At 65.1% G+C, this 24464-nt stretch carries 22 protein-coding genes and 1 riboswitch; of the genes, 10 read left to right on the forward strand and 12 right to left on the reverse strand.

Annotation, left to right across the window (positions count from 1 at the left end):
• Positions 1-140 precede the first annotated feature (140 nt).
• The gene (locus BLT16_RS19265) at positions 141-506 is read left to right on the forward strand and encodes a hypothetical protein (RefSeq protein ID WP_089660567.1); all 366 of its coding nucleotides are present in this window, start codon (positions 141-143) and stop codon (positions 504-506) included.
• A gap of 52 nt (positions 507-558) precedes the next feature.
• Here the strand turns inward: BLT16_RS19265 and BLT16_RS19270 are convergent, their stop codons facing one another.
• Entirely contained in the window at positions 559-1548 is a 990-nt protein-coding gene (locus BLT16_RS19270) for a 2-hydroxyacid dehydrogenase (RefSeq protein ID WP_089660568.1), read from the reverse strand.
• A 291-nt stretch (positions 1549-1839) separates the two neighbouring features.
• On the opposite strand from BLT16_RS19270, the gene BLT16_RS19275 reads away from it, so the two are divergent.
• Positions 1840-2148 (forward strand): hypothetical protein, encoded by a 309-nt coding sequence (locus BLT16_RS19275; protein ID WP_089660569.1) that lies wholly within the window; start codon positions 1840-1842, stop codon positions 2146-2148.
• A gap of 76 nt (positions 2149-2224) precedes the next feature.
• Here BLT16_RS19275 and fba read toward each other — a convergent pair whose 3' ends face one another.
• The 5 genes from fba to BLT16_RS19300 all read right to left on the reverse strand — a co-directional run bounded on the left by fba (position 2225) and on the right by BLT16_RS19300 (position 6755).
• The gene (gene fba / locus BLT16_RS19280) at positions 2225-3289 is read right to left on the reverse strand and encodes a class II fructose-bisphosphate aldolase (RefSeq protein ID WP_089660570.1); all 1065 of its coding nucleotides are present in this window, start codon (positions 3287-3289) and stop codon (positions 2225-2227) included.
• Positions 3290-3368: 79 nt separating this feature from the next.
• Entirely contained in the window at positions 3369-4541 is a 1173-nt protein-coding gene (locus BLT16_RS19285) for a phosphoglycerate kinase (protein ID WP_089660571.1), read from the reverse strand.
• A 44-nt stretch (positions 4542-4585) separates the two neighbouring features.
• On the reverse strand, positions 4586-5623 hold the full coding sequence (locus tag BLT16_RS19290) for a type I glyceraldehyde-3-phosphate dehydrogenase (RefSeq protein ID WP_089660572.1): 1038 nt from the start codon (positions 5621-5623) through the stop codon (positions 4586-4588).
• Positions 5624-5683: 60 nt separating this feature from the next.
• Positions 5684-6406, reverse strand: a complete 723-nt coding sequence (locus tag BLT16_RS19295; RefSeq protein ID WP_089660573.1) for an LrgB family protein — start codon at positions 6404-6406, stop codon at positions 5684-5686.
• Positions 6399-6755 (reverse strand): CidA/LrgA family protein, encoded by a 357-nt coding sequence (locus tag BLT16_RS19300; protein WP_089660574.1) that lies wholly within the window; start codon positions 6753-6755, stop codon positions 6399-6401. The genes BLT16_RS19295 and BLT16_RS19300 overlap by 8 nt, the downstream gene beginning before the upstream one ends.
• Positions 6756-6894: 139 nt before the next feature.
• Here BLT16_RS19300 and BLT16_RS19305 point away from each other — a divergent pair, with 139 nt between their 5' ends.
• From BLT16_RS19305 to BLT16_RS19315, 3 genes are all read left to right on the forward strand, one after another.
• Positions 6895-7356: an Hsp20/alpha crystallin family protein gene (locus BLT16_RS19305; RefSeq protein WP_089660575.1), complete on the forward strand. Its 462-nt coding sequence runs from the start codon at positions 6895-6897 to the stop codon at positions 7354-7356.
• A gap of 114 nt (positions 7357-7470) precedes the next feature.
• On the forward strand, positions 7471-7869 hold the full coding sequence (locus BLT16_RS19310) for an Hsp20/alpha crystallin family protein (protein WP_089660576.1): 399 nt from the start codon (positions 7471-7473) through the stop codon (positions 7867-7869).
• Positions 7870-7979: 110 nt separating this feature from the next.
• Entirely contained in the window at positions 7980-9032 is a 1053-nt protein-coding gene (locus BLT16_RS19315) for a class I fructose-bisphosphate aldolase (protein ID WP_089660577.1), read from the forward strand.
• A gap of 79 nt (positions 9033-9111) precedes the next feature.
• Here BLT16_RS19315 and tkt read toward each other — a convergent pair whose 3' ends face one another.
• Positions 9112-11103 carry a transketolase gene (gene tkt / locus BLT16_RS19320; protein WP_089660578.1) on the reverse strand — a complete coding sequence of 664 codons (1992 nt, stop codon included), beginning with the start codon at positions 11101-11103 and terminating at the stop codon, positions 9112-9114.
• A 269-nt stretch (positions 11104-11372) separates the two neighbouring features.
• Between tkt and metK the strand changes: the two genes are divergently transcribed.
• Both metK and ahcY read left to right on the forward strand, forming a co-directional pair.
• Positions 11373-12593, forward strand: a complete 1221-nt coding sequence (metK, locus tag BLT16_RS19325; protein WP_089660579.1) for a methionine adenosyltransferase — start codon at positions 11373-11375, stop codon at positions 12591-12593.
• A 121-nt stretch (positions 12594-12714) separates the two neighbouring features.
• A riboswitch (S-adenosyl-L-homocysteine riboswitch) is annotated at positions 12715-12803 on the forward strand.
• 16 nt (positions 12804-12819) lie between these two features.
• A complete protein-coding gene (gene ahcY, locus BLT16_RS19330; protein ID WP_089660580.1) occupies positions 12820-14229 on the forward strand; it encodes an adenosylhomocysteinase in 1410 nt (469 codons plus the stop codon).
• Between the two features lie 28 nt (positions 14230-14257).
• Here ahcY and BLT16_RS19335 read toward each other — a convergent pair whose 3' ends face one another.
• Positions 14258-15154 carry an AEC family transporter gene (locus BLT16_RS19335; RefSeq protein ID WP_089660596.1) on the reverse strand — a complete coding sequence of 299 codons (897 nt, stop codon included), beginning with the start codon at positions 15152-15154 and terminating at the stop codon, positions 14258-14260.
• Between the two features lie 256 nt (positions 15155-15410).
• Here BLT16_RS19335 and metF point away from each other — a divergent pair, with 256 nt between their 5' ends.
• On the forward strand, positions 15411-16250 hold the full coding sequence (gene metF, locus BLT16_RS19340; protein ID WP_089660581.1) for a methylenetetrahydrofolate reductase [NAD(P)H]: 840 nt from the start codon (positions 15411-15413) through the stop codon (positions 16248-16250).
• Positions 16251-16373: 123 nt separating this feature from the next.
• On the opposite strand, the gene BLT16_RS19345 is transcribed toward metF, so the two are convergent.
• From BLT16_RS19345 to prlC, 4 genes are all read right to left on the reverse strand, one after another.
• Positions 16374-18569: a TRAP transporter permease gene (locus tag BLT16_RS19345; protein ID WP_089660582.1), complete on the reverse strand. Its 2196-nt coding sequence runs from the start codon at positions 18567-18569 to the stop codon at positions 16374-16376.
• Between the two features lie 147 nt (positions 18570-18716).
• Positions 18717-19685 carry a TAXI family TRAP transporter solute-binding subunit gene (locus BLT16_RS19350; RefSeq protein ID WP_422717945.1) on the reverse strand — a complete coding sequence of 323 codons (969 nt, stop codon included), beginning with the start codon at positions 19683-19685 and terminating at the stop codon, positions 18717-18719.
• 380 nt (positions 19686-20065) lie between these two features.
• On the reverse strand, positions 20066-20311 hold the full coding sequence (locus BLT16_RS19355; protein WP_089660583.1) for a YheV family putative zinc ribbon protein: 246 nt from the start codon (positions 20309-20311) through the stop codon (positions 20066-20068).
• A gap of 12 nt (positions 20312-20323) precedes the next feature.
• Positions 20324-22375, reverse strand: coding sequence for an oligopeptidase A (gene prlC, locus BLT16_RS19360; RefSeq protein WP_089660584.1), 2052 nt, complete (start codon positions 22373-22375; stop codon positions 20324-20326).
• A gap of 141 nt (positions 22376-22516) precedes the next feature.
• Between prlC and BLT16_RS19365 the strand changes: the two genes are divergently transcribed.
• Together BLT16_RS19365 and BLT16_RS19370 are read left to right on the forward strand one after the other, a co-directional pair.
• Entirely contained in the window at positions 22517-23857 is a 1341-nt protein-coding gene (locus tag BLT16_RS19365) for a sodium-dependent transporter (protein ID WP_089660585.1), read from the forward strand.
• A gap of 37 nt (positions 23858-23894) precedes the next feature.
• The gene (locus BLT16_RS19370) at positions 23895-24437 is read left to right on the forward strand and encodes a gamma carbonic anhydrase family protein (protein ID WP_089660586.1); all 543 of its coding nucleotides are present in this window, start codon (positions 23895-23897) and stop codon (positions 24435-24437) included.
• Positions 24438-24464 lie beyond the last annotated feature (27 nt).

Genomic DNA, 24464 nt, shown 5'->3' on the forward strand with positions numbered 1-24464 from the left:
TTCCGGCCACCCCCGGAAGCGGCTTTTTTATTGGGCAGCACTTGTACAGGTTGCCATATAGTTCTACAGTATTTGTTCGTCAGGTGTTCGTGGTCATTCATCACACGCTGACGCTAATGGATTAACGAGAGGTAAGTGACATGATGTCCAAGGAATTTCTCAAGAAGGTAGGTATCGTTGGTGTGTCATTCGGTCTGATTGCCAGCCCGCTGGCTTTTGCCGACATGCACGACGAAGGGTACGAGCCTCAAGATCCGGCGCCGCAGGAAGCGACTGACGTCGAAACCACTACCGACAGCGGTATGGGCTCCGCCGACGGCGATGCGACTCACGGCGGCGTCGGCACTGACGATCCGACCATGGGTACCGAATCGGCCCCGGAAATGGATGACATCGATTCCGCAGGTGACGGATCTTCTTCGCCCGAACACGGCGGTGTAGGGTCCGATGACCCCGATCACGGGACCGAGTCGCTGCCGGACTTCGAAGATGATGACGCCACCTGAACAGCGTGATGCGTTAATGATGAGCCGCCCCTGCCGGGCGGCTTTTTTGTGGTTAGCCGCCGCGGCGCGACGTCCATGCGGCCTCGTTGACCAAGTTGATCGGGCGCTCGCCATTGAGTGCCAGGGTCAGGTTGTCGACTGCCCGCTGGGCCATGGCGGTGCGCGTTTCGTGGGTTGCCGAGCCGATATGCGGCAGTGCCACGACATTGGCCAGATATGGCAGCGGTGAGTCTGCCGCCAGCGGTTCCTGTTCGAACACATCCAGCCCGGCGGCGTGTAGCTGGCCGTTCTGCAGTGCGTCGATCAGCGCAGCTTCATCGACCACCTTGCCGCGGGCGATATTGATGAAGATGGCGCCGGGCTTCATCAGGCCCAACTCGCGTGCGCCAATCAACTTCTCGGTGTCGGCGGTGAGCGGAACGGTCACGCAGACGAAATCGGCCTCGGCCAGCAAGGCGTCCATGTCACGGCGCCGAGCACCGAGTTCGGCTTCGAGCTGGGGTTTGGGCGAGGCGTTGGAGTAGAGAATGGGCATATTGAAGCCCAGCGCGCCCCGCCGCGCGATGGCGGCACCGATACGGCCCATGCCGATCAGGCCCAGGGTCTTGCCGTGTACGTCGCTGCCGAACTGCGCCTCGCCGATGCTCTCCTGCCAGTCGCCGCGCTTGATGAAGTCGGCAAGCTCTACTACCCGGCGTGCGCTGGCCATGATCAGCGTAAAGGCGGTGTCGGCGGTGGTCTCGGTGAGTACGTCCGGGGTATTGCAGAGCAGGATATTGCGCTCGGTGAGCGCCTCGACCGGGTAGTTATCGTAGCCCACCGAGATCGTCGCCACTGCTTCGAGCTGAGGCGCGCTGTCCAGCAGCGCCGGCGTCAGCGGTAGGCCGGCGCCGATTACGCCGTGGGCTTGGCTCAGCGCCTCACGAAAGGCCGGGTCGTCGGTGGAGGCGAGGTCGGCGAAGTAGTCGACGTGAAAGTCGTGCCGCAGCGCCGCGAGCTGACTGTCGCTGAGGCGTCGATAGGCCACGATACGTTTGTTCATAAGCGCTCCCCGGAGAGGTGAATGAGACGTCGATCATAAGACTAGGCTTTAATACGAAAAGTTGGCGAGCGAAGGTCAGGCAAGGCAAAAGTCGGCGAAAAGGCGCAGTTTACGTGGGTGTAAATGAGCATTTTGAGCCGACTTTCAACGCCGCATGGCCGAGCGCAGGCAGTTTTCGTACAAAGCCTAACACGCAAGGCGCATTTCTCTGCGCGCAGAGCTGGGCTAGGCTGAATCAGCGCTGACTCCCCGCGCTGATACGACATCCCGATCATACAAGGAGATAGCCGGATGCGATTGCCCCCCTGGTGGACCACCGTTGGTCTTGCTGCCGCACTGCTGCTGGGCACCACTACCCTGGTACACGCCGACCAACCGATGAGCGATGCCGAACTCGAGGAAGAGTACGGCATCAAGGCCGGCTCGCTGATACGCGATGATGATGACGACGACGGTGAGGCGCGGGACGAGGATGCGTCGAGCCATGATAACGGCGACGATGAGGAAGAAAGCCCAGAGGCCGGCACCGGTGGCTCGGGTAGTCCTGAGGAGGCCCACGACGGTAGCGAAGCGGAGCAGAATAACGAAGAGGACGACTGATCGGTTGGTTCGATGAGTCTTTGCCATGCAGCAGCGGCGGCCCAAGGGCCGCCGCTTGTGTTTACTGCGGTGTGTGCTACTTCACCTTGGGTGCCAGCTCGCCGCTGTCGTAGCGGCCGACCATGGCTTCGAGGCTGATCGGCTTGATGCGGCTGGCGTTGCCGGCGGTGCCGAAGGCCTCGTAGCGGGCAATGCACACCTCGCGCATGGCGGAGACGGTCTCCTTGAGGAACTTGCGCGGGTCGAACTCGGCCGGGTTGTTGGCCAGGAAACGACGCACGGCACCGGTGGAGGCCAGGCGCAGGTCGGTGTCGATGTTGACCTTGCGCACGCCGTGCTTGATGCCCTCGACGATCTCTTCCACCGGTACGCCGTAGGTCTCGGGAATCTCACCGCCGAACTCGTTGATGATCGCCAGCCACTCCTGGGGCACCGAGGAAGAGCCGTGCATCACCAGGTGGGTGTCAGGGATGCGCGCGTGGATCTCCTTGATACGCTGAATGGAGAGGGTGTCGCCGGTGGGCGGCCGGGTAAACTTGTAGGCGCCGTGGCTGGTGCCGATGGCGATGGCCAGGGCGTCCACCTGAGTGGCTTTGACGAAGGCGGCGGCCTCTTCCGGGTCGGTGAGCAGCTGCTCCATGTCGAGCTTACCCTCGGCGCCGATGCCATCTTCCTCGCCGGCCATGCCGGTCTCCAGGCTGCCCAGGCAACCCAGCTCGCCCTCCACCGAGACGCCGCAGGCGTGGGCCATCTCGACGGTACGGCGGGTGACGTCGACGTTGTAGTCGTAATCCATGGGGGTCTTGCCGTCCTCGCCCAGCGAGCCGTCCATCATCACCGAGGAGAACCCCAGCTGGATGGAGCGCTGGCAGACCGCGGGGCTGGTGCCGTGGTCCTGGTGCATCACCACCGGGATATGCGGGAACTCCTCCACCGCGGCCAGGATCAGGTGGCGCAGGAAGGGGGCACCGGCGTACTTGCGGGCGCCAGCGGAGGCCTGGACGATGACCGGTGAATCGGTCTGGTCGGCGGCTTCCATGATGGCGCGCATCTGCTCGAGGTTGTTGACGTTGAAGGCCGGGATGCCATAACCGCGCTCAGCGGCGTGGTCCAGCATCTGGCGCATGCTGATCAGTGCCATAGTATGTCTCGACGTTATCGATGATGGCGGTGCGCCCGCCGGGCGCGCCGCCTGTAGGGTAAACGGGGTAAAGGCTGGCCTAGCGGGCGGCCTCGTAGGCGGCCTCGAGCGCCGCCACCGCCGGCAGGGTCTTGCCCTCGACGTACTCGAGGAAGGCGCCGCCGCCGGTGGAAATGTAGGAGACCCGGTCGGCGATGGCGTACTTGTCGATGGCTGCCAGGGTGTCGCCGCCGCCGGCGATGGAGAAGCCGTTGCTTTCGGCGATCGCCTGGGACAGCGCCTCGGTGCCGTGGCCGAACTGGTCGATCTCGAACACGCCCACCGGACCATTCCAGAGGATGGTGCCAGCGTTCTTGAGAAGCCCGGCGAGGCGCCCGGCGGTATCGGGACCGATGTCGAGAATCATCTCGTCATCGTTGACCTGGTCGACCGGCTTGGTCACCGCGGTGGCGCGCTCCGAGAACTCGGTGGCGACGACCACGTCGGTAGGCAGCGGGATCTCGACCTTGGCCATCAGCGCCTTGGCTTGCTCGATCAGGTCGGCTTCATGCAGCGACTTGCCGACGTTGTGGCCCGCCGCAGCGATAAAGGTATTGGCGATGCCGCCGCCGACGATCAGCTGATCGCAGCGCTCGGAGAGGGCGTTGAGTACCTCTAGCTTGGTGGAGACCTTGGAGCCGCCGACGATCGCTGCCATCGGCCGCTGCGGGGTAGCCAGGGCCTTCTCCAGGGCGTCGAGCTCCTTGGCCAGCAGTGGGCCGGCACAGGCGGTGGGCGCGAAGCGTGCCACGCCGTGGGTCGAAGCCTGGGCGCGATGGGCGGTACCGAAGGCGTCCATCACATAGATGTCGCACAGCGCGGCGTACTGCTTGGCCAGCGTTTCATCGTCCTTTTTCTCGCCGACGTTGAAGCGCACGTTTTCGAGCAGTACCACTTCGCCGTCGAGCAGGTCGAGGGACACGTCCAGGTAGTCGTCGACCAGACGCACGGGGTGCTCGAGCAGGTCGCCGAGTCGCTCGGCCACCGGCGCCAGTGAGAATTCCTCGGCGGGTTCGCCCTCGGTGGGACGTCCGAGATGGCTCATCAGCAGCACCTTGGCACCGGCTTCGGCGGCGGCCCTGATGGTGGGCAGGGCGGCGCGCAGGCGAGCGTCGCTGGACACACGCCCATGCTTGACCGGTACGTTCAAGTCTTCGCGGATCAGCACTCGCTGGCCGGCGAGGGGCAGGTCGGTCATCTTGCGTACGTTCATCGCAGGGTAGTCCTCGCGTTGAGATGCCATGAAGGAAAACGGGGTCATGCAGGCGACGTCGGCGGCGGGCCGAAGCGCGCCAGGCGGCCGGCGAGATCGAGCATGCGGTTGGCGAACCCCCACTCGTTGTCGAACCAGCACAGCAGCTTGATCAGGCGGCCACCGGCCACTCGGGTCTGGGTGGCGTCCACGATACCCGAGCGTGGATCGTGGTTGAAGTCGACCGAGGCCATCGGCTCCTCGGTGAAGCCCAGCAGTCCGCTCAGGCGCCCGCCGCAGGCCTCGGCGAGCAGCGCGTTGACGTCGGCGGCGCTGGTGTCGCGGTTGACGGTGATCGCCAGATCCATGGCCGAGACGTTGATGGTTGGCACGCGCACGTGGAGGCACTCGAAGCGTCCTGCCAGATGTGGCATCAGTCGGTTGATGCCGCGCGCCAGCCCGGTGTCTACCGGCACGATCGACTGCATGGCCGAGCGCGTCAGGCGCAGGTCGGTCTGATGGTAGGCGTCGATGACCGGCTGGTCGTTCATCGCCGAATGGATGGTGGTGGTGACGCCGTGGGCAATGCCCAGGGCGTCGTCGAGCACGGTGAGCACCGGGATCAGACAGTTGGTGGTGCACGACGCGGCGGAAATGATGCGCTGCTCAGGTGCCAGGGCATGGTCGTTGATACCACACACGATGGTGGCGTCGACGTCGCTCTCGGCGGGCTGCGAGAACAGCAGGCGCCCGGCACCGGCCGCAAGGTGGCGTTCGGCCATGTCGCGCTCGCTGAAGCTGCCCGAACACTCCAGCACCAGATCGATGCCCAGTTCGCGCCACGGTAACTGCTGCGGCTCGGCAGCCGAGACCACGCGGATCGCTCGCTCATCGATCAGCAAATAGTCGCCGTTGCGCTCGACCCGGCCGGGGAAGCGCCCGTGGGTGGTGTCATAGCGGGTCAGGTAGGCAATGGTGTCGAGATCGGAGAGCTCGTTGATCGCCACCACCTCGAGATCGTCGAGATCGCGGCGCTCATGCAGCGCGCGCAGCACGCACTGGCCGATACGGCCGTAACCATTGATGGCAATACGATGGGCCATGGAGGAGCTCGCAAGCGATGGCTGACGTCGGAAAAAACGCGATTCTAGCGCATTTGCCCCTCACAGGCCCACCAGTCGCCAGGCCAGGGGCAGGAATAGCGCACTGAAGATGCCGGTGAGGCTCATGCCCAGCGAGGCGAAGGCGCCGGCGGTAGGGCCCAATTCGAAGGCGCGCACGGTGCCGATGACATGGCCGTTGACGCCTAGCACGAAGCCCAGCACTCGCGGATCGCGTAGTTGCAGGTATCGGGCCAGCAGGCTGACGCAGGCGGTGGTGACCACGCCGGTGATCAGCAGGCCCCCCATCATCAGCGGGATCACCCCGCCGAGCTGTTCGGTGATGCCGATGGCGATCGGTGCGGTAACCGATTTGGGGGCGAGCGAGGCCAGTACCTCGGGGGTGGCGCCCAGCAGCCAGGCCAGGCCGACCGCGTAGAAGGCGGCCAGCATCGCCGCCGGCGGCAGGCTGATCAGCAGCGGCCGCCATACTGCCCGAATCCGCGGCAGCTGCTGGTAGAGTGGCACGCCCAGTGCCACCGTGGCCGGGCCAAGCAGCAGCATCAGCCAGCTGGCGCCGGCACGGTAGTCGGTATAGTCGATGCCGAGCAGCGCCAGAGTGGCGGCCAGCAGCATGGCGGCGAACAGGATCCCCGGGCACCAGCCGGGCTTGCCGAGCCGGACGAAGATCCAGCTCCCGGCGAAATAGGCGGCGAGCGTCAGGGCGATGGCCAGCATCGGTGTGGCCAGTAGCTGTTCGCGTAGCGCGCCCCAGGCGTCACTCATTGGTGGTCTCCGGTGGCATGAAGCGCAGCATCAGCCACAGCGTGGTGGCGACGCTGGCCAGGGTGCCGAATAGCAGCGCGGCGGCCACCGCCAGCCACTGGCTGGAGAATTCATCGGCGATAAAGAAGATCCCCACCACGCCGGGCATGATCAGCATCGCCAGCATTGAGATAAGCGGCTGGCTGGCGGCCTGGATGTCACTGCCGGCGCGCCCGCGCAGGGTCAGCCCCAGGGTCAACAGCAGCATACCGATCACGCCGGGGGAAACTGGCAGCGCCAGCGCCCAGACCAATGCCTCACCACACAGCAACAATATCACCAGCCACAGAAACCCGCGCAGTGTCGGCATAAGCGTCCTTGGTCATCGAAAAAAATTCTCGGAGAGGGACTTGAAAGCCGCTCGAGCGCTCCTATTTTGCAGATTATCGAGGCCCTGTCAGCTCTGTGGCCTCTTTCATCACAACCTGCCCACGTAGGAGGTGTTCGATATGTTCGGAGATCTCAAGCGTTTCGATACCGGCGCATCCCAGCGCCAGGACTGGTTTCGTCAGTTGGTCGACGAGTTGTTTCCTGACGGTCGCGCCGCGGATATACGCGCCGTGCCCCGCGGTAGTTTCCCGATGATCAACGTGGCGCGCAGCGACGAGGCGGTACGTGTCTATGTGTTCGCCGCAGGGCTTGCCCGTGGTGATCTGACCATCGATATCCAGGACAACGTGCTGACCCTGCGTGGCCGGCGTGAGCCGATCGCCGCCAATGATGATACTGGCAACGCCCGCCCGGTGTTTCGCCGCGAGCGTGCCAGCGGCGAGTTCGTTCGCGCCATTGCGCTGCCTGACGGCTTGGACGCCGAGCGCGCCGAGGCTCGCCATGCCAATGGCGTGTTCGAGATCGTGCTGCCCAAGCGCGAGGAGTTGAAGCCACGGCGTATCGAGGTCCAGGTCGCCTAGGCGCTGTCCAAAAACTGGCTGCGCTCGCCGACTTTTCAGACAAAGCCTAGGAGAACACTGGATGAATGTCTGCGCTCCCGAGAGCGTGATATTGGCAACAGGAGGTGATCGATCATGAACGAGGTCGTACATCAAACTCAGCAGAGCCAGCCCGAGACTCCGCCCAGCGAGAGCCGAAGCCAGACCGCGCTGGCGCCGGCGGTGGATATCGTCGAACAGGCGGATTCACTTATGCTGATCGCCGACATGCCGGGTGTGACGCGTGAGTCGCTGTATCTGGAGGTCGACAACAACGTGCTCAGCCTGGAGGGCGACATACAGCTGAGCATGCCCGAGGGCCTCACGGCGCTGCATGCCGAAGTCAACGGGCAACGCTTCGCGCGGCGTTTCACGCTCAGCCACGAGATCGATAGCGAGGCGATCTCGGCGTGCATCGACAACGGCGTGCTGACGGTGACCCTGCCCAAGAAGGATAGTCACCGGGTGCGCCGCATCGAGGTACAGGCTGCCTGACCCTGCACTGCCGCCCCTGCATCGGGGCGGCAATTCCTCTACGCTAAGGGAGTCGCTTCGCGCCACGCACATCGCACCCACCCCACTTCACGGATGTAGAGGATGACACCATGACGGACATTGCCGCCTTACTCGGCAGCGACGCCGATAACCTGCTCGGCCACACTTGCCAAGGCGTGCACCGCGACAGCCTGCACCTGCCCGGCCCCGACTTCATCGACCGGGTGATGGCCGCTAGCGACCGCAGCCCGGCGGTGCTGCGCAACCTGCAAGCCTTCTTCAATCATGGCCGACTAGCCGGCACTGGCTACCTCAGCCTGCTGCCGGTGGACCAGGGCATCGAGCACTCGGCGGGGGCCTCCTTCGCGCCCAATCCGCTCTACTTCGACCCCGCCAATATCGTCGAGCTGGCGCTGGAGGGCGGCTGCAACGGCGTTGCCTCGACGCTGGGCGTGCTGTCGTCGGTGGCACGGCGCTACGCCCACAGGATTCCGATGATGCTCAAGCTCAACCACAACGAGACCCTGAGCTACCCGGCGATCTACGACCAGACGCTGTTCGCCGAGGTCGAGCAGGCCCATGACATGGGCTGTGTGGCGGTCGGCGCGACCATCTACTTCGGTTCCCACGAGAGCCGCCGTCAGATCATGGAGATCAGCGAGGCCTTCGAGCGTGCTCATCAGTTGGGCATGGTCACGGTGCTGTGGGCCTACCTGCGCAATCCGGCCTTCAAGCAGGACGGCAGCGACTATCACGTCGCCGCCGATCTCACCAGCCAGGCCAACCACCTGGCGGCGACCCTCAAGGCCGATATCGTCAAGCAGAAGCTGCCCGAGAACAACGGCGGCTACCGCGCGGTGGGCTTTGGCCATACCCACGACAAGGTCTACGACGAGCTGACCACGGACCACCCCATCGACCTGGCCCGCTATCAGGTCGCCAACTGCTTCATGGGCCGCGCCGGGCTGATCAACTCCGGCGGCGGTTCCAAGGGGCACTCCGATCTCGGCGAGGCGGTACGCACGGCGGTGATCAACAAGCGCGCCGGGGGCATGGGGCTGATCTCCGGACGCAAGGCGTTCCAGAAGCCGATGGCCGAGGGGGTCGAGTTGCTCCACGCGATCCAGGATGTCTATCTCGACAACCGCGTGACGGTGGCCTAGGCCGCGTCGTCGCCAGGCAAACAAAAGGGCACGACCGTGAGGTCGTGCCCTTTGCGTATGGGGATGCCCCTGCCAGCGATCAGCCCAGGAGTGTCTCGGCCTTGTCGACCAGATTCTCGACGGTGAAGCCGAAGTGCGGGAACAGGTCGCCGGCCGGGGCCGACTCGCCGAAGGTGTGCATCCCGAGGATGTCGCCATCCAGGCCGACGTACTTGTACCAGTAGGCGTAGTGGCTGGCTTCGATGGCGATGCGCTTGGTCACGCTGCGCGGCAGCACCGACTCGCGGTAGTCGGCGTCCTGCTCGTCGAAGGTGCTGGTGGAGGGCAGCGACACCACGCGCACCGCGCGGCCCTTGGTCGCCAGCTCGGCGGCGGCGTCCATGGCCAGGCCGACCTCGGAGCCGGTGGCGATCAGGATCAGCTCCGGGGTGCCGTCGCAGTCGCGCAGCACATAGCCGCCGCGCTCGATATTGGCCAGCTGCGCCTTGTCGCGCTGCTGGTGGGGCAGGTTCTGGCGCGACAGCACCAGCGCGGTGGGGCCACTGTGACGCTTGAGGGCGGCATCCCAGGCGGCGGCGGTCTCCACCGCATCGGCGGGGCGCCAGGTCGCCAGGTTGGGGGTCGAGCGCAACGCGCCCAGCTGTTCGATGGGCTGGTGGGTGGGGCCATCCTCGCCCAGGCCGATGGAGTCATGGGTAAAGACGTAGATCGCCTGCTGGTTCATGATCGCCGCCATGCGTACGGCGTTGTGCATGTACTCCATGAAGGTCAGGAAGGTCGCGCCGTAGGGCACGAAACCGCCGTGTACGCCGATGCCGTTCATGATCGCGCCCATGCCGAACTCGCGCACCCCGTAGTGCAGGTAGTTGCCCCCGGGGGCATCCTTGGCGATCGCTTGGGCGCCGTTCCAGAAGGTCAGGTTGGAGGGCGCCAGGTCGGCACTGCCGCCGAGCAGCTCGGGCAGCTGCGGGCCGAGTTCGTTTAGGCAGGCCAGCGACGCCTTGCGCGAGGCGATGCTCTCGGCTTTCTCCTGGGCCTGCTCGATGAGCTTCTCACTGGTCAGATCGCTGGGCAGCTCGCCCTTGAGACGCCGCTGGAGCTCGGCCGCCTCGGCGGGGAAGGCCTCGGCGTAGCGCGCCAGCCGCGCCTCCCATTCCTGCTCGCGCTCGGCGCCGCGAGCGGTGGCGTCCCAGCCCTGGTAGATCGCTTCCGGGACATGGAAGGGCGCGTGGGGCCAGTCGAGCTGGACGCGTGCCGCGGCCACCTCGTCGTCGCCCAGGGCGGCGCCATGGCACTCCTCCTTGCCCTGCTTGTTGGGAGCGCCGAAGCCGATGATGGTCTTGCAGATGATCAGGCTGGGCTTGTCGTCGTGGTTCTTGGCCAGCTCGATGGCGGCCTGGATCTCCTCGGGCTTGTGGCCGTCGACGTTGGGCACCACGTGCCAGCCGTAGGCCTCGAAGCGCTTGGCGGTATCGTCGGTGAACCAGCCTTTGACCTCGCCGTCGATGGAGATGCCGTTGTCGTCGTAGAAGGCCACCAGCTTGCCCAGGCCCTGGGTGCCGGCCAGTGAGGCGACCTCGTGGGAGATGCCCTCCATCAGGCAGCCGTCACCCAGGAAGCACCAAGTGCGATGGTCGATGACGGTGTGGCCGGGGCGATTGAACTGCGCCGCCAGGGTGCGCTCGGCGATGGCCATGCCCACCGCATTGGCCAGGCCCTGACCCAGCGGGCCGGTGGTGGTCTCGACGCCGGCGGTGTAGCCAAGCTCGGGATGGCCCGGGGTCCGAGAGTGCAGCTGACGGAAGTTCTGCAGGTCCTCGAGGCCCAGCGCATAGCCGCTGAGATGCAGCAGCGAATAGAGCAGCATCGAGCCGTGGCCGTTGGAGAGCACGAAGCGGTCGCGGTTGGCCCAGTGCGGGTTGGCCGGGTTGTGGCTGAGGTGGTCGTTCCACAGCACTTCGGCGATATCGGCCATGCCCATGGGGGCACCGGGGTGGCCGGACTTGGCCTTCTGTACGGCATCCATGGAGAGCGCGCGAATGGCATTGGCCAGTTCGAAACGGGACGGCATTGAGTAGCTCCTCGCCTGCGGCAGCAAATAGTAGGGATGACGTCGGTCGAGCCTGTGTAGTGGGCCGTAACCGCGGGTCGTCTAGGCTGGGGCGCCGACGCTCGACGCAAAAAACAGGCGCTTATTGTCGCCGAGTTGCGGCGATCCATCAAATCATTGCCAGCCGGCGACGAGCCGTGACGCTAGGAACCGGCCCTGGGGCTGTGTAGAATTTTCCCACCGAGCCCCATGGGCCCCTTCTCTATCTTACCCAAAGGGTCGAGCACGCCATGAGCGAATACTCCCTGTTCACCTCTGAGTCCGTCTCCGAGGGTCATCCCGACAAGATTGCCGACCAGATCTCCGATGCGGTGCTGGACGCCATCATCGCTCGCGACAAGCAGGCCCGCGTGGCCTGCGAAACGCTGGTCAAGACCGGCGTGGCGATCGTCGCCGGCGAGATCTCGACCAGCGCCTGGGTCGACCTCGAGGCGCTGGTGCGCGAGGTGATCACCGAGATTGGCTATACCTCCTCGGACGTCGGCTTCGACGGCGAGACCTGTGGCGTGCTCAACCTGATCGGTAAGCAGAGCGTGGATATTGCCCAGGGCGTCGACCGTAGCAAGCCCGAGGACCAAGGCGCCGGCGACCAGGGGCTGATGTTCGGCTATGCCACCAACGAGACCGCCTCGTTCATGCCGGCGCCGATCCACTACGCTCACCGTCTGGTGGAGCGCCAGGCCGAACTGCGCAAGCAGGGGCTGCTACCGTGGCTGCGGCCGGATGCCAAGAGCCAGGTGACCTTCCGCTACGATGCCGAGGGCAAGCCATGCGGTGTCGATGCGGTGGTACTCTCGACCCAGCACGACCCGGAAATCGAGCAGGAGGCGCTGCGCAAGATGGTCAAGCACGAGATCATCGAGCAGGTGCTGCCCGCCGAGTGGCTCGATGACACGACCAAGTACCATATCAACCCCACCGGCAAATTCGTGATCGGCGGGCCGGTGGGCGACTGCGGCCTCACCGGGCGCAAGATCATCGTCGACACCTATGGCGGCATGGCACGCCACGGCGGCGGTGCCTTCTCCGGCAAGGACCCCTCCAAGGTCGACCGCAGCGCTGCCTATGCCGGACGCTACGTGGCCAAGAACATCGTCGCCGCCGGCCTTGCCGACAAGTGCGAGATCCAGGTCTCCTACGCCATTGGCGTGGCCGAGCCGACCTCGGTGTCGATCGACACCTTCGGCACCGCCCGGGTCGCCGATGCCAAGATCATCGAGCTGGTACGCGAGCACTTCGACCTGCGGCCCAACGCCATCACCCGCATGCTCGACCTGCTGCACCCCATGTATCGCCTCACCGCAGCCTATGGCCACTTCGGCCGCGAGCCGTTCGAGACCTCCTACACCTGGATCGATGTCGACGGTCGCGAGCACACCGAGACCTTCACTGCCTTCCCCTGGGAGAAGGTCGACAAGGCCGAGGCACTGAAAGCCGCCGCCGGCCTGTAAGCGGCTCCAGCCCCCGCGACGCCCGACTGCCTCTGGCAGCCGGGCGTCTTGCGTTGGTGGTGCGCGTGATCGGGGAGTTTGAACTGCGGCGTGAGTTGTGACTCTATGGTCCTAGTTGCTGCTGCCCGAGGGGCGCTGCAGCGCCCGTGGGTTGGTCAAACGGGCGCGAGGCTCGGGCAGGTTGGGCATAGGCAACGGCGCCCATTCCCCGGAATGGAGTAGACCCATGAGCCAACTGGCTTCCGCTGCAGTTCCCGCCCAGGATTACAAGGTGGCCGATATCGGCCTGGCCGACTGGGGCCGGCGCGAGATCCGCATCGCCGAGACCGAGATGCCGGCGCTGATGAAGATCCGTGCCAAGTATCGTGACCAGCAGCCGCTGGCCGGTGCACGCATCGCCGGCTGTATCCATATGACCATCCAGACCGCGGTGCTGATCGAGACGCTGATCGATCTCGGCGCCAGCGTGCGCTGGTCGTCGTGCAATATCTTCTCGACCCAGGATCACGCCGCCGCGGCGATTGCCGCCGCGGGTATTCCGGTCTTCGCCTGGAAGGGCGAGACCGAGGAGGAGTTCTGGTGGTGCATCGAGCAGACCGTCGAGGGCCCCGATGGCTGGACGCCCAACATGGTGCTCGACGATGGCGGTGACCTTACCCAGCTATTGCATGAACAGCGGCCCGAGTTGCTCGACGCGGTCCACGGCATCAGCGAGGAGACCACCACCGGCGTGCATCGCCTCCACGAGATGCTGCGCGACGGCTCGCTCAAGGTGCCGGCGATCAACGTCAACGACGCCGTGACCAAGTCCAAGAACGACAACAAGTACGGCTGCCGCCACTCGCTCAACGACGCCATCAAGCGCGCCCTCGACCATCTGCTGGCCGGCAAGCAGGCGCTGGTGATCGGCTACGGTGACGTCGGCAAGGGCTCGGCCGCGTCGCTGCGTCAGGAGGGCATGATCGTCAAGGTCACCGAGATCGACCCGATCTGTGCCATGCAGGCCTGCATGGATGGCTTCGAGGTGGTCTCGCCCTACGTGGACGGGATCAACCAGGGGGTGAGCAGCATCGACCAGGCGCTGCTAGGCAAGATTGACCTGGTGGTCACCGCCACCGGCAACGTCGACGCCTGCGATGCACCGATGCTCAAGGCGCTAAAAAAGGGCGCGGTGGTGTGCAACATCGGCCACTTCGACAGCGAGATCGACACTGCCTTCATGCGCCGCCAGTGGCACTGGGAGGAGATCAAGCCGCAGGTCCACAAGGTCTATCGTGACAGCGACCCCGGCGACTTCGACCCCGAGAGCCGCGACTACCTGCTGCTGCTCGCCGAGGGGCGGCTGGTCAACCTGGGCAACGCCACCGGGCACCCGTCGCGGATCATGGACGGCTCCTTCGCCAACCAGGTGCTGGCCCAGATCCACCTCTTCGAGGGGCGCTTCGCCGAGCTCGACGCTGCGGCCAAGCGTGAGGCGCTGTCCCTCAGCGTGCTGCCGCGCCACCTCGATGAAGAAGTGGCGCGCTACATGGTCGAGGGCTTCGGCGGCGTGGTGACCCAGATGACACCTGAGCAGGCCGACTACCTTGGGCTGCCCGCCGAGGGGCCCTTCAAGCCCGACAGCTACCGCTACTGAGCCTTAGTCGGCCTGCTGTGCAGGCCGGCTATGCCAGGCCGGCGATTCGCATCAGCAGCCACAGATAGAGGGGAATCAACAGCGGCGCCATCAGGGTGGTGATCAGCACCGCGATGGCGCCTTTCTCGGGGCGTATATTGAGCTCCATGGCCACCACCACCACGTTGGCCGCCATCGGCACCACGCCGACCAGCAGCAGCGCCAGGGCGAGCTGTTCGTCTATCCCCAGGGTGGCCTGCAGCCCGAGCACGGCGAGCCCTGCCAACAGCGGCCACAGCCCATAGCGCAGCGCCACGCAGGCAGCGATAAAGCGCCCATCCACTTCGCGAATGGTCACCCGGCCCAGGGTCATGCCGATCACCATCATGCCGAGCAGGGTATAGGTGGCGGGGAATACCGCCAGGCCGTCCATCACCCCGGCGGGGACCGACAGCCCCACGCCGCTGGCCAACAGCGCCGCGACGAAGGCATAGATCAACGGCAGGCGGGCGATCTTGACCAGGCTCTGGCGCACCGAGAAGCGACCGCGGGCGCTGAGGTAGAAGCCCACCGTGAACTCGTAGAGGGTCACGCCGAGCATGCAGAACAGATAGATCGTGACCCCTTCGGCGGGCAGTAACACCATCGCCACCGGCAGGCCGAAGTAGCCGGTATTGCCGGTGCCGGCGGAGAACGCCAGCACCGCCGCTTCCTGGGGGGCAAACCAGCGCTGCGCCAGCCGGTTGGCGAGCATCGCCACCAGGCTGGCAGCGACAAAAGTGCCCAGTGTCAGCATCAGATAGCCCAGGGTTGGCCCGCCCAAGGTCAGCCCGCGGAATGCCGTGAGCGGGGCGATCAGGTAGATCAGCAGGGTGGCGATGGGGCGCGCCTCCAGCGCCAGCCAGCGAGCGCATACCACCCCCAGGCCGACGTAGGCCAGCAGCATCCAGAGGGGGGCTATCAAGGTGCCGCCGAGGTCGAGGTTCACGTGGGGCGTCTCCGCTACATGCTGAAACGCTCATGATGCCGGTTCCCGGAGCGGGGGTGAAGCCGGCAACATGAATGAAATTGATACAGTGGTCGGGAAACTTTCATTGGCCGGGGCGACGCCGAGTCGTCAGAATGCGACCCTATCAGGCCATGGCGCCATACCACCCGTTAGCCGCGCCGCCCGAGCAGGCGGCCCATGAGGATCAGAGTCGATGAGTGTACAAGAGCATCCGCTGGGCATCAGCTTCGAGTTCTTTCCGCCCAATACCGAGGCCGGACACGAGAAGCTGGTCGGCGTGCGCGATGCCCTCGCCGAACGCGGGCCGCGTTTCTTCTCGGTGACTTACGGCGCCGGTGGCTCGACACAGGCACGCACTCGGCGCACTGTCAGCATGATCGGTGAGAGTGGTATCAATACCGCGCCGCACCTGTCGTGCATCGGCAGCGACAAGGGCGAGCTGCGCGAGCTGCTCGCCCAGTACCGCGAGGAAGGCATCAACAGCCTGGTGGCCCTGCGCGGCGACCAGCCGTCGGGCATGGGCGGCATCGGTGAGTTGCGCTACGCCAACGAGCTGGTGGAATTCATTCGCGCCGAAACCGGCGACCACTTCGAGATCGCCGTTGCCGCTTACCCGGAGTGTCACCCCCAGGCGCCGAGCTTCGAGCATGACCTGCAGAACTTCGTACGCAAGATGAAGGCAGGTGCCAACCTGGCGATTACCCAGTACTTCTTCAGCGCCGAGGCCTACTTTCATTTTGCCGACCGCGCTCGCGCGCTGGGTGTCGAGGCGCCCATCGTGCCCGGCATCATGCCGATTACCAACTACACCAAGCTGGCGCGCTTCTCCGATGCCTGCGGTGCCGATATTCCGCGCTGGATGCGCAAGCAGCTCGAGGCCTACGGTGACGACAGCGAGAGCATCCAGGCCTTTGGCGAAGAGGTGATCTCTCGTCTCTGTCAGCGGCTGCTCGACGGTGGTGCACCCGGTCTACATTTCTACACTCTCAATCAGGCCACCGCTTCGCTGCGGGTACTCGACAATCTGGCCTGATCGGCGCCTTCTTCACGACCTGCCCCCAGCGCAGCGTGTTAGCCCGGATCGACACTGGCAAATGTGAAGTGCAAAAAAACGCCGGCCCTTTGGGCCGGCGTTCTTGGTTGCTTCAGGTGTTGCTTAACTCGCGGTTTGGGGTGAATCACCACCACGCTTGAGGCTGCGCTGCATCAGTAGCAGGCCAACCCCCACCGCAAGACCGGCGATGTCGGTATAGATCCCGCCGTAGATCATGCAGATGGCGCCGGCCAGCAGCAGTAGCCGCTGCCACGCCTTGACCGCCCCGAAATACCAGGCCTGCACGGCCGCGGCGAGCATCACCACGCCAATCGTCGCGGTCACCGCGACGCGCAGGATCTGCATGCCGCTGCCCTCCATCAGGATCGCCGGGCTGTAGAAGAACATGAACGGCACGATAAAGGCCGCCAGCCCGATCTTGAACGAGGTGGTCGAGGTCTCCATGGCGTTGGCCCCGGAGATCCCCGAGGCGGCGTAGGCGGCCAGCGCCACCGGCGGGGTGATCGCCGACATCACCGCGAAGTAGAACACGAAGAAGTGCGCCACCAGCGGCTGGATGCCGATGCCGATCAGGCCCGGCGCCACCACCGAGGCGGCCACCGCATAGGCCGCCGTGGTCGGCATGCCCATGCCCAGCAGGATCGAGATGCACATGGCGAAGAACAGCGCCAGCAGCTGGCTGACCCCGGCCAGGCCCAGCAGCAGCGACGAGAAGCGCGCGCCGACCCCGGTTAGCGAGATCACCCCGACGATCAGGCCGGCACAGGCACATACCACGATGATCTGGATCGACATGGTGCCGGCCAGCTGCAGCGCCTTGAGGATTGCGCGCACGCCCATCTTGTTGGGCGACAGCCAGCTGACCATGGCCGCCGAGGCGGTCGCCAGGGTACCGGCACGGATCACCGAGTAGCCCATGAACAGCGCGGCGATCAGGATCACGATCGGCGCGAACAGGTAGACATGCTTGATCAGGCGCCGGAACTGCGGGATCTCGTCCTTGCGCATGCCGCGCATGCCCTTGCGCGCCGCCTCGAAGTCGACCATGCAGTAGACCGACAGGAAGTAGAGCGCGGCGGGAATCAGCGCCGCCACGGCGATCTCGCGGTAGGGGATACCGGTGATCTCGGCCATGATGAAGGCGCCGGCGCCCATGATCGGTGGCATGATCTGGCCGCCGCTGGAGGCCGCGGCCTCGATCGCCCCGGCGCTGCGCGACGGGTAGCCGACCTTCTTCATCAGCGGAATGGTCAGCGAGCCGGTGGAGACCACGTTACCGGCGCTGGTGCCGTTGATCATGCCCATCAGGCCGGAGGCGAAGATCGACACCTTGGCCGGGCCACCGCGGGCACGGCCAGCGGCGGCGAAGGCGAAGTTGACGAAGTAGTCGCCGACCTTGGAAGCCTGCAGGAAGGCGGCGAAGATGATGAACAGGATGATATAGGTCGACGACACCGCGGTGGTCGGGCCGAGGATCCCGGCATCGGTGTACACCTGGCTGAAGAAGCGGCCGATCGACAGCCCCGGATAGCCGAGGAAGCCAGGCAGGTAGGGCCCACCCCAGACGTAGAGCAGGAACACCAGCGAGATGATCACCAGCGCATTGCCGGTGACCCGGCGGGTCATCTCGAGAATCAGCAGCGAGCCGGCGATGGCGGCATAGGAGATGCCCATCGGCGCGAAGGAGGTGCCGGTCGACATGCGCAGCGGGGTGTTGTAGATGACCAGGAAGTAACCGGCGCTGGCCAGCGCACAGACCATCAGCACCACATCCGGCAGTGCGCACTTCTCGCGCACCTGGCGGTAGCACCACGACATCACGATGGCGCCGGCCGTGGCCAGGATCAGTGGATAGCCGTAGTGCCAGGCCTCGATATGCGGCTCGATGCGCTGCGCGCCGCCCTCGATGGCGCGCCACATCAGGACGGTCTGCAGCAGCGCGTAGAGTGCCGGCAGCATCAGCAGCCCGGAGACCCAGGTTTGCCAGCGCGGCGCGGCCTGGTGGGTGTCGGCGGCGAAACGGCCGCCGGTGTAGAGGCCGTAGCCGAGAATCAAGGCGCCGGCGATGTGGACCACCCGGTACGACCAGGTCTCCATCGGCAGCACGTTGAGGGTGATCAGGTGAAACAGCGAATAGGCCACGGCCAGGCCGCCGAACAGCGTCCACTGCCAGCCGGCAAACAGCCGGCGGTTGGACTCGATGACCTCTTCATCGACGCCATCGGCCAGGAGCTCCTGGGCGTCTTGTTCTTCCGCTGTGGTCTTGGCGGAAGAGTGGTTGTCGGGTGTGGTGCTCATGGGACAGTTACCCTTGAGTGTCGGAAGCCAGCTGATCGGCTCGGTCGAGCCACACTAGATCAGCATTTCCTGAAGCAGTAGTAGCGTGGCAAGGGCCGGCCCTGAGAACAGGTGCCGGCCCTTGTGGTGGGTGCGTTGCCTGGTGGCTTAGCGGATCATGTCGTCATCGATCTCGTAGCCGTTCTCGTTGAACCAGCGCGCGGCGCCCGGGTGGAACGGCATCACGGTGTTGTGCACGACGTTCTCGGGGATGGTGGTGGCGGCACTGCGGTGCACGTCCATCATCTTGTCGTTGTTTTCCATGGTGATGCGCGTCACTTCGTAGACGAAGTCTTCCGGCAGGTCGCAGCGGGCGATGGCGAAGTTCCACATCGACACGGCGCGGGCGTCTTCCTCGAGGGTCTCGTAGGTGTCGGCGGGGATCATGAACTCGGAGACCGGGAAGGCGTCGATGGCGGCCTGCTGCTCTTCCTCGGTGAACTCGATGATGTTGACGTTGGTCTGCACCTCGAGCTGGCTGACCGCCGGGATCGGGATGCCCGCGGCGAAGGCGATGACGTCGAGCAGGCCATCCTGGAGCTGGCCACCGAGGTCGGTCCAGCCGCCGTTACGACGCTCGAAGTCGATGCCCAGCTCCTCGAGGATGGCCGGGAAATAGGTGTCGGAAGTCGAGCCGGACGGCCCGAAGCCGATACGCGCGCCGTCGGGAATCTCGGAGATGCTGGTAATTCCGGAGCTGGACAGTGCGGTGATCGAGAACGGCGTCTCGTACATCGGGAAGATGGCGCAGGCGTTGTCCATCACCACGCCCGGCGCCAGCGGGCTCTCGCCGCTCATGGCGTCCGCGGCCGGCCCCATGGTGGCCATGCCGAAGGAGATGTCGCCGTTGTGAACCAGCGCCAGGTTCTGGGTCGGACCGCCGGTGACTTCGCCGCCGCCGGAGATATCGCCCAGTTCGTCGGCGATCAGGTTGGCCCAGCCGGAGCCATAGATGTAGTAGGTGCCGCCCTGGCTGGCCGTACCCATGGTGAAGCTGGACGGCCAGCCGTCGCGGTCGGCTTGGGCGCTGGCGCTGACCAGCAAGCCGCCGATCAGGGCGCTGGAGGCCAGGGCCATGCCAAGGGTGCGGGGAGCGGCGCGCATGAAGTGCTTGGGAGCGGTCATAGGGACTCTCTCACTGTCGTTGTCGTTGAGGTGTTGCTATATCGCCCTTATAAACAGCAAGCCCTGTGCCCATTGGTATAAAGTTGTTTAAATTCAATTAATTGCAAATTTTTTATTCCACCAAAGTCGAATTCTGTTAGTCGCCTCCTGTCTGAGGGTTCGCACAGTGGCAGTCCTGGGGCGTGCGGAAATCCGCACAGATTGTGGCGCCAGGCGATGGAATGACGTAGCAGGCCCGCACGTTTTCAATGCCCATGCGAAAGCGCCTCCCGAGCGGGAGGCGCAATAGGCGTGCCGTGTGGATTGCCGCATTCGGCGCGGCAAGAGGGCGTTCAGCGCCCCTTGGGGTCGAGGATCTTTACTGTCTGCACGTCGTCACGGGCCTGATCGTCACGCACGCGGTTGACGCGGGTCTCGAGTTCGTCGGCAGCCTGTTCTTCAATGGGCAGCTGCTCGAAGAAGTCGCAGGCAACGCAGTCGCGATAGCGCACCCCGTTCTGCTCCCAGGCGCGGATACGGTCCATGGCGGCGCAGCGTGGGCAGATGGCGCCGGCAATAAAGCGTTTGGGAACGGCCATTAACGTCTCCTGTCAGGCGGCGTGAATACCGGTGTGGCGCAGTAGCGGCTCGACGCTGGGCTCGCGACCGCGGAAGGCGCGGAACAGCTCGGCGGCATCGCGGGCGCCGCCTGGCTCGAGGATCTCGCGGCGAAAGCGCGCGCCGGTGTCGGCATCGAAGATGCCGGCCTCCTCGAAGGCACTGTAGGCATCGGCGGACAGCACTTCGGCCCACTTGTAGCTGTAGTAGCCTGCCGCATAGCCGCCAGCGAAGATATGCCCAAAACCGTTCTGGAAGCGGTTGAAGTCGACCTTGGGCAGCACCGACAGGCCGTCGCGCACCTCGTCGAGCAGTGCCTGGACGTCAGTGGCGCTGGGGGCGGCGAGCTCCAAGTGCAGGCGGAAGTCGAACAGCGAGAACTCTAGCTGGCGGGCCATGCCCATTGCCGACTGGAAGTTGCGCGCCGCCTGCAGGCGATCGAGCAGCTCGCCCGGCAGTTTGGCACCGGTGTCGATATGACCGGCGATCAGGTCGAGCCCCTCACGCTCCCAGCAGAAGTTCTCCATGAACTGGCTGGGCAGCTCCACCGCATCCCAGGCCACACCGTTGATGCCAGAGACATCGGCGACCTGCTGCTTGGTGAGCATATGGTGCAAGCCGTGGCCGAACTCATGGAATAGGGTGGTGACCTCGTCGTGGGTCAGCAGCGCCGGCTTGTCGCCCACCGGGCGGGTGAAGTTGCAGGTCAGGTAGGCCACCGGCAGTTGGATGCGACCGTCCTCACGGGCGCGGCGTACCCGGCACTCGTCCATCCAGGCGCCGCCGCGCTTGCCCTCGCGGGCGTAGAGATCGAAGTAGAAGCCGGCGATCGGCTCGCCCTGTTCGAGGATCCGGTAGTAGCGCACGTCAGGGTGGTAGCGGGGCGCCTCGGGGTCCTCCTCGAAGCTCACCCCGTAGAGCGTCTCGACCACTTCGAACAGGCCGTCGATCACCCGCGGTGCGGGGAAGTAGGGGCGCAGCTGTTCCTGAGAGATAGCGTAGCGCGCCTCACGCAGTTTCTCGCTGGCGTAGCCGACGTCCCATGGCTGCAGGTCCTCCAGGCCCAGCTCGTCGCGAGCAAAAGCGGCCAGGTCGGCGAATTCCTGTTTTGCCTGCGGGTAGGCACGCCGCGCCAGGTCATTGAGGAAATCGAGTACCTCTTGGGGTGACTCGGCCATCTTGGTGGCCAGCGAGTAGTCGGCATAGCTGGAGAAGCCGAGCAGCTCGGCGAGCTCGCGGCGTAGTGCCAGCAGCTCCTCGATGATCGGTGCGTTGTCGAACTTGCCGGCGTCGGGACCCTGGTCGGAGGCGCGAGTGACGAAGGCAGTGTAGACCTCGCGGCGCAGTTCGCGGTCGTGGGCGTAACTGACCACCGGGAAGAAGCTCGGGAAGTCGAGGGTGATACGAAAACCGTCGACGCCCTTGGCTTCTGCATTGGCACGCAGCGTATCGAGCGCGCTGTCGGGCAGGCCGTCGAGGGCCGAGGCGTCGGCGATATCCTTGTGCCAGGCCTGGGTAGCGTCGAGCACATTGTTGGAAAAGCCGTTGGCGAGTGCCGACAAGCGTGCCTGGATCTCGCCATAGCGGGCCTTCTTGTCGGCCGGCAAATCGACGCCGGCGAGACGGAAATCGCGAAGCGTATTGTCCACCGAGCGCTGCTGACCTTCATCGAGACGCACATAGGCCGGCGAGTCCCTGAGTGCCTGGTAGGCCTGGCACAGCCCCTCGTGCTGGCCGAGCCAGGTGCTGTACTCGGAGAGCTTGGCCAGGCACGCCTGGTAGGCCTCTCGCAGCGGCTCTGAGTTCATGGTGCCGTTGAGGTGCGATACCGGCGACCAGGCCTGGGCCAACTGGTCGTTGAGCGCCTCCAGCGGTGCGGCCAGGCTCTCCCAGGTGGGAGGTTCATGCCGGGCGCGGTCTACCAGGCGTTCGATGGCGGTGCGGTTGTCGTCCAGCAATTGCTCGATGGCCGGCACCACGTGCTCGGGCTGAATCTCGGAGAAAGGCGGCAGGGTGTGGCGTTCGAGCAGCGGATTGCGGGACATGCGAACCTCGTCGGTGAAGTGTCTCCCCGCTTAGATGCGGGCAGGGGCGGCGGGTTTCAATGGATTGGCCGACGTTGGGTGGACTGGTAGGCTTGCGCCTCCGCCGCCGGCCTGGCCGGCGAGGCAACAAGGGATCACTCGATGAACGAGACACTCGAACGCTGGGGCTCACGGCGCGCCTTCATTCTGGCGGTCACCGGGGCCGCCGTCGGCCTGGGCAATATCTGGCGTTTCCCCTATATGACCGGCGAAAACGGCGGTGGCGCCTTCCTGCTGCTGTATATCGTCTTCGTGCTGCTGCTCGGCCTGCCGGTGATGATGGCCGAGATCATGATTGGCCGCGCTGGGCGCCGCAGCCCAAGCCAGTCACTGGCGGTATTGGCGCGCCAAGCTGGCAGCAGCGAGCATTGGCGCTGGTTGGGGCTGTTCGGCGCCGTGACGGTATTCTGTATTCTGTCCTTCTACTCGGTGGTATCGGGCTGGTCGATCGAGTACCTGATCGCTGCCATCAACGGCAATTTCGTGGACCAGGGGCCGGGCGAGGTAGGCGCTTTCTTCGACGGTTTTCTCGCCGACCCGCTGCGCATGACCTTCAATCACACCCTATTCCTGCTGATGACCATGACGGTGGTGGCGGCCGGTGTCAGCAAGGGCCTGGAGCGGCTCAACAACCTGATGATGCCGCTGCTCTACCTACTGCTGGTGGTGCTGGCGATCTATGCCGCTACCACCGATGGCTTCGCGCCGGCGCTGAACTGGCTGTTCACGCCGGACCTGTCGGCGATCAGCGTAGGCGTGGTGCTCAACGCCATGGGCCATGCCTTCTTCACCCTGGCGGTGGGTGCTTGTGCGCTGATGGCCTACGGCGCCTACATGCCCGACCACCAGAGCCTGCCGCGCGCCGCCGGTGCGGTGGCGGTGCTCGACGTGCTGGTGGCACTGCTGGCCGGTATCGCCATCTTCTCGGTGGTGTTCGCCCAGGGCATCGACCCGGCCGAAGGCCCGGGGCTGATGTTCGTCACCCTGCCGATCGTCTTTGCCGAGCTTCCGTGGGGCTCGCTGTGGCTGGGCTTGTTCTTTCTGCTGCTGCTGCTGGCGACCTGGACCTCGTCGATCAACCTGGCCGAACCGATGGTCGCCGGCTTGCAGGGGCTGGGTCTGCGGCGCAGTCGAGCCACGGCGCTGATCGCGGTAAGCATCTGGCTGGTGGGGATCCTTTCGGTGCTGTCTTTTTCGCACCTTGAGGCTGTGCATATCGTGGCCGGCATGAACTTCTTCGAGCTGGTCTCCAGTGTGCCCAGCGAGACCTTCCTGCCCATCGGCGGGTTGCTGATCGCGGTCTTCGCCGCCTGGGTGGTGCCGCGTGAGACCGCGCTGCGGGCTCTCGACGCCGGGCCCACCGGCTTCCGCCTATGGCAGGGCGTGGTACGCTGGGTGTCGATTCCGCTGACCGCACTGGTGCTGCTGAGCGGCTTGATCTGAGCCATCCGGCAGTGGCCTGCCATGATAGGAGCCTGCGATGAGAGAACCCTCTGCCCTACGGTCCTTCCAGGGCCACACGCCGCGCCTCGGTGAGCGCGTCTATCTCGACCCCCAGAGTCTGGTGCTCGGCGATGTGACCCTCGGTGACGACTGCTCGGTGTGGCCGATGGCGGTGGTGCGCGGCGACATGCATCGTATCCGCATCGGTGCGCGCAGCAGCGTGCAGGACGGCTGTGTGCTGCACATCACCCATGCCAGCGACTTCAATCCTGGTGGCCACCCGCTGACCATTGGCGACGACGTGACCATCGGCCACAAGGCGATTCTCCACGGGTGCACCCTGGGCAGTCGTATCCTGGTGGGCATGGGCGCCATCGTCATGGATGGCGCGGTGGTCGAGGACGAGGTGATCATCGCTGCCGGTGCGGTGGTCACGCCGGGCAAGCGCCTGGAGGGTGGCCATGTCTACGCCGGTAACCCGGCCAAGCCGCTGCGCGCCTTGAAGGAGAGCGAACGTGCCTTCTTTACCTATACCGCTGGCAACTACGTCAAACTCAAGGATCAGTATCTGGCGGAATAGCCCGCTGTTTGGCGACAACTGATTGTT

Source organism: Franzmannia pantelleriensis, from assembly GCF_900102875.1.
GTDB lineage: Bacteria > Pseudomonadota > Gammaproteobacteria > Pseudomonadales > Halomonadaceae > Franzmannia > Franzmannia pantelleriensis.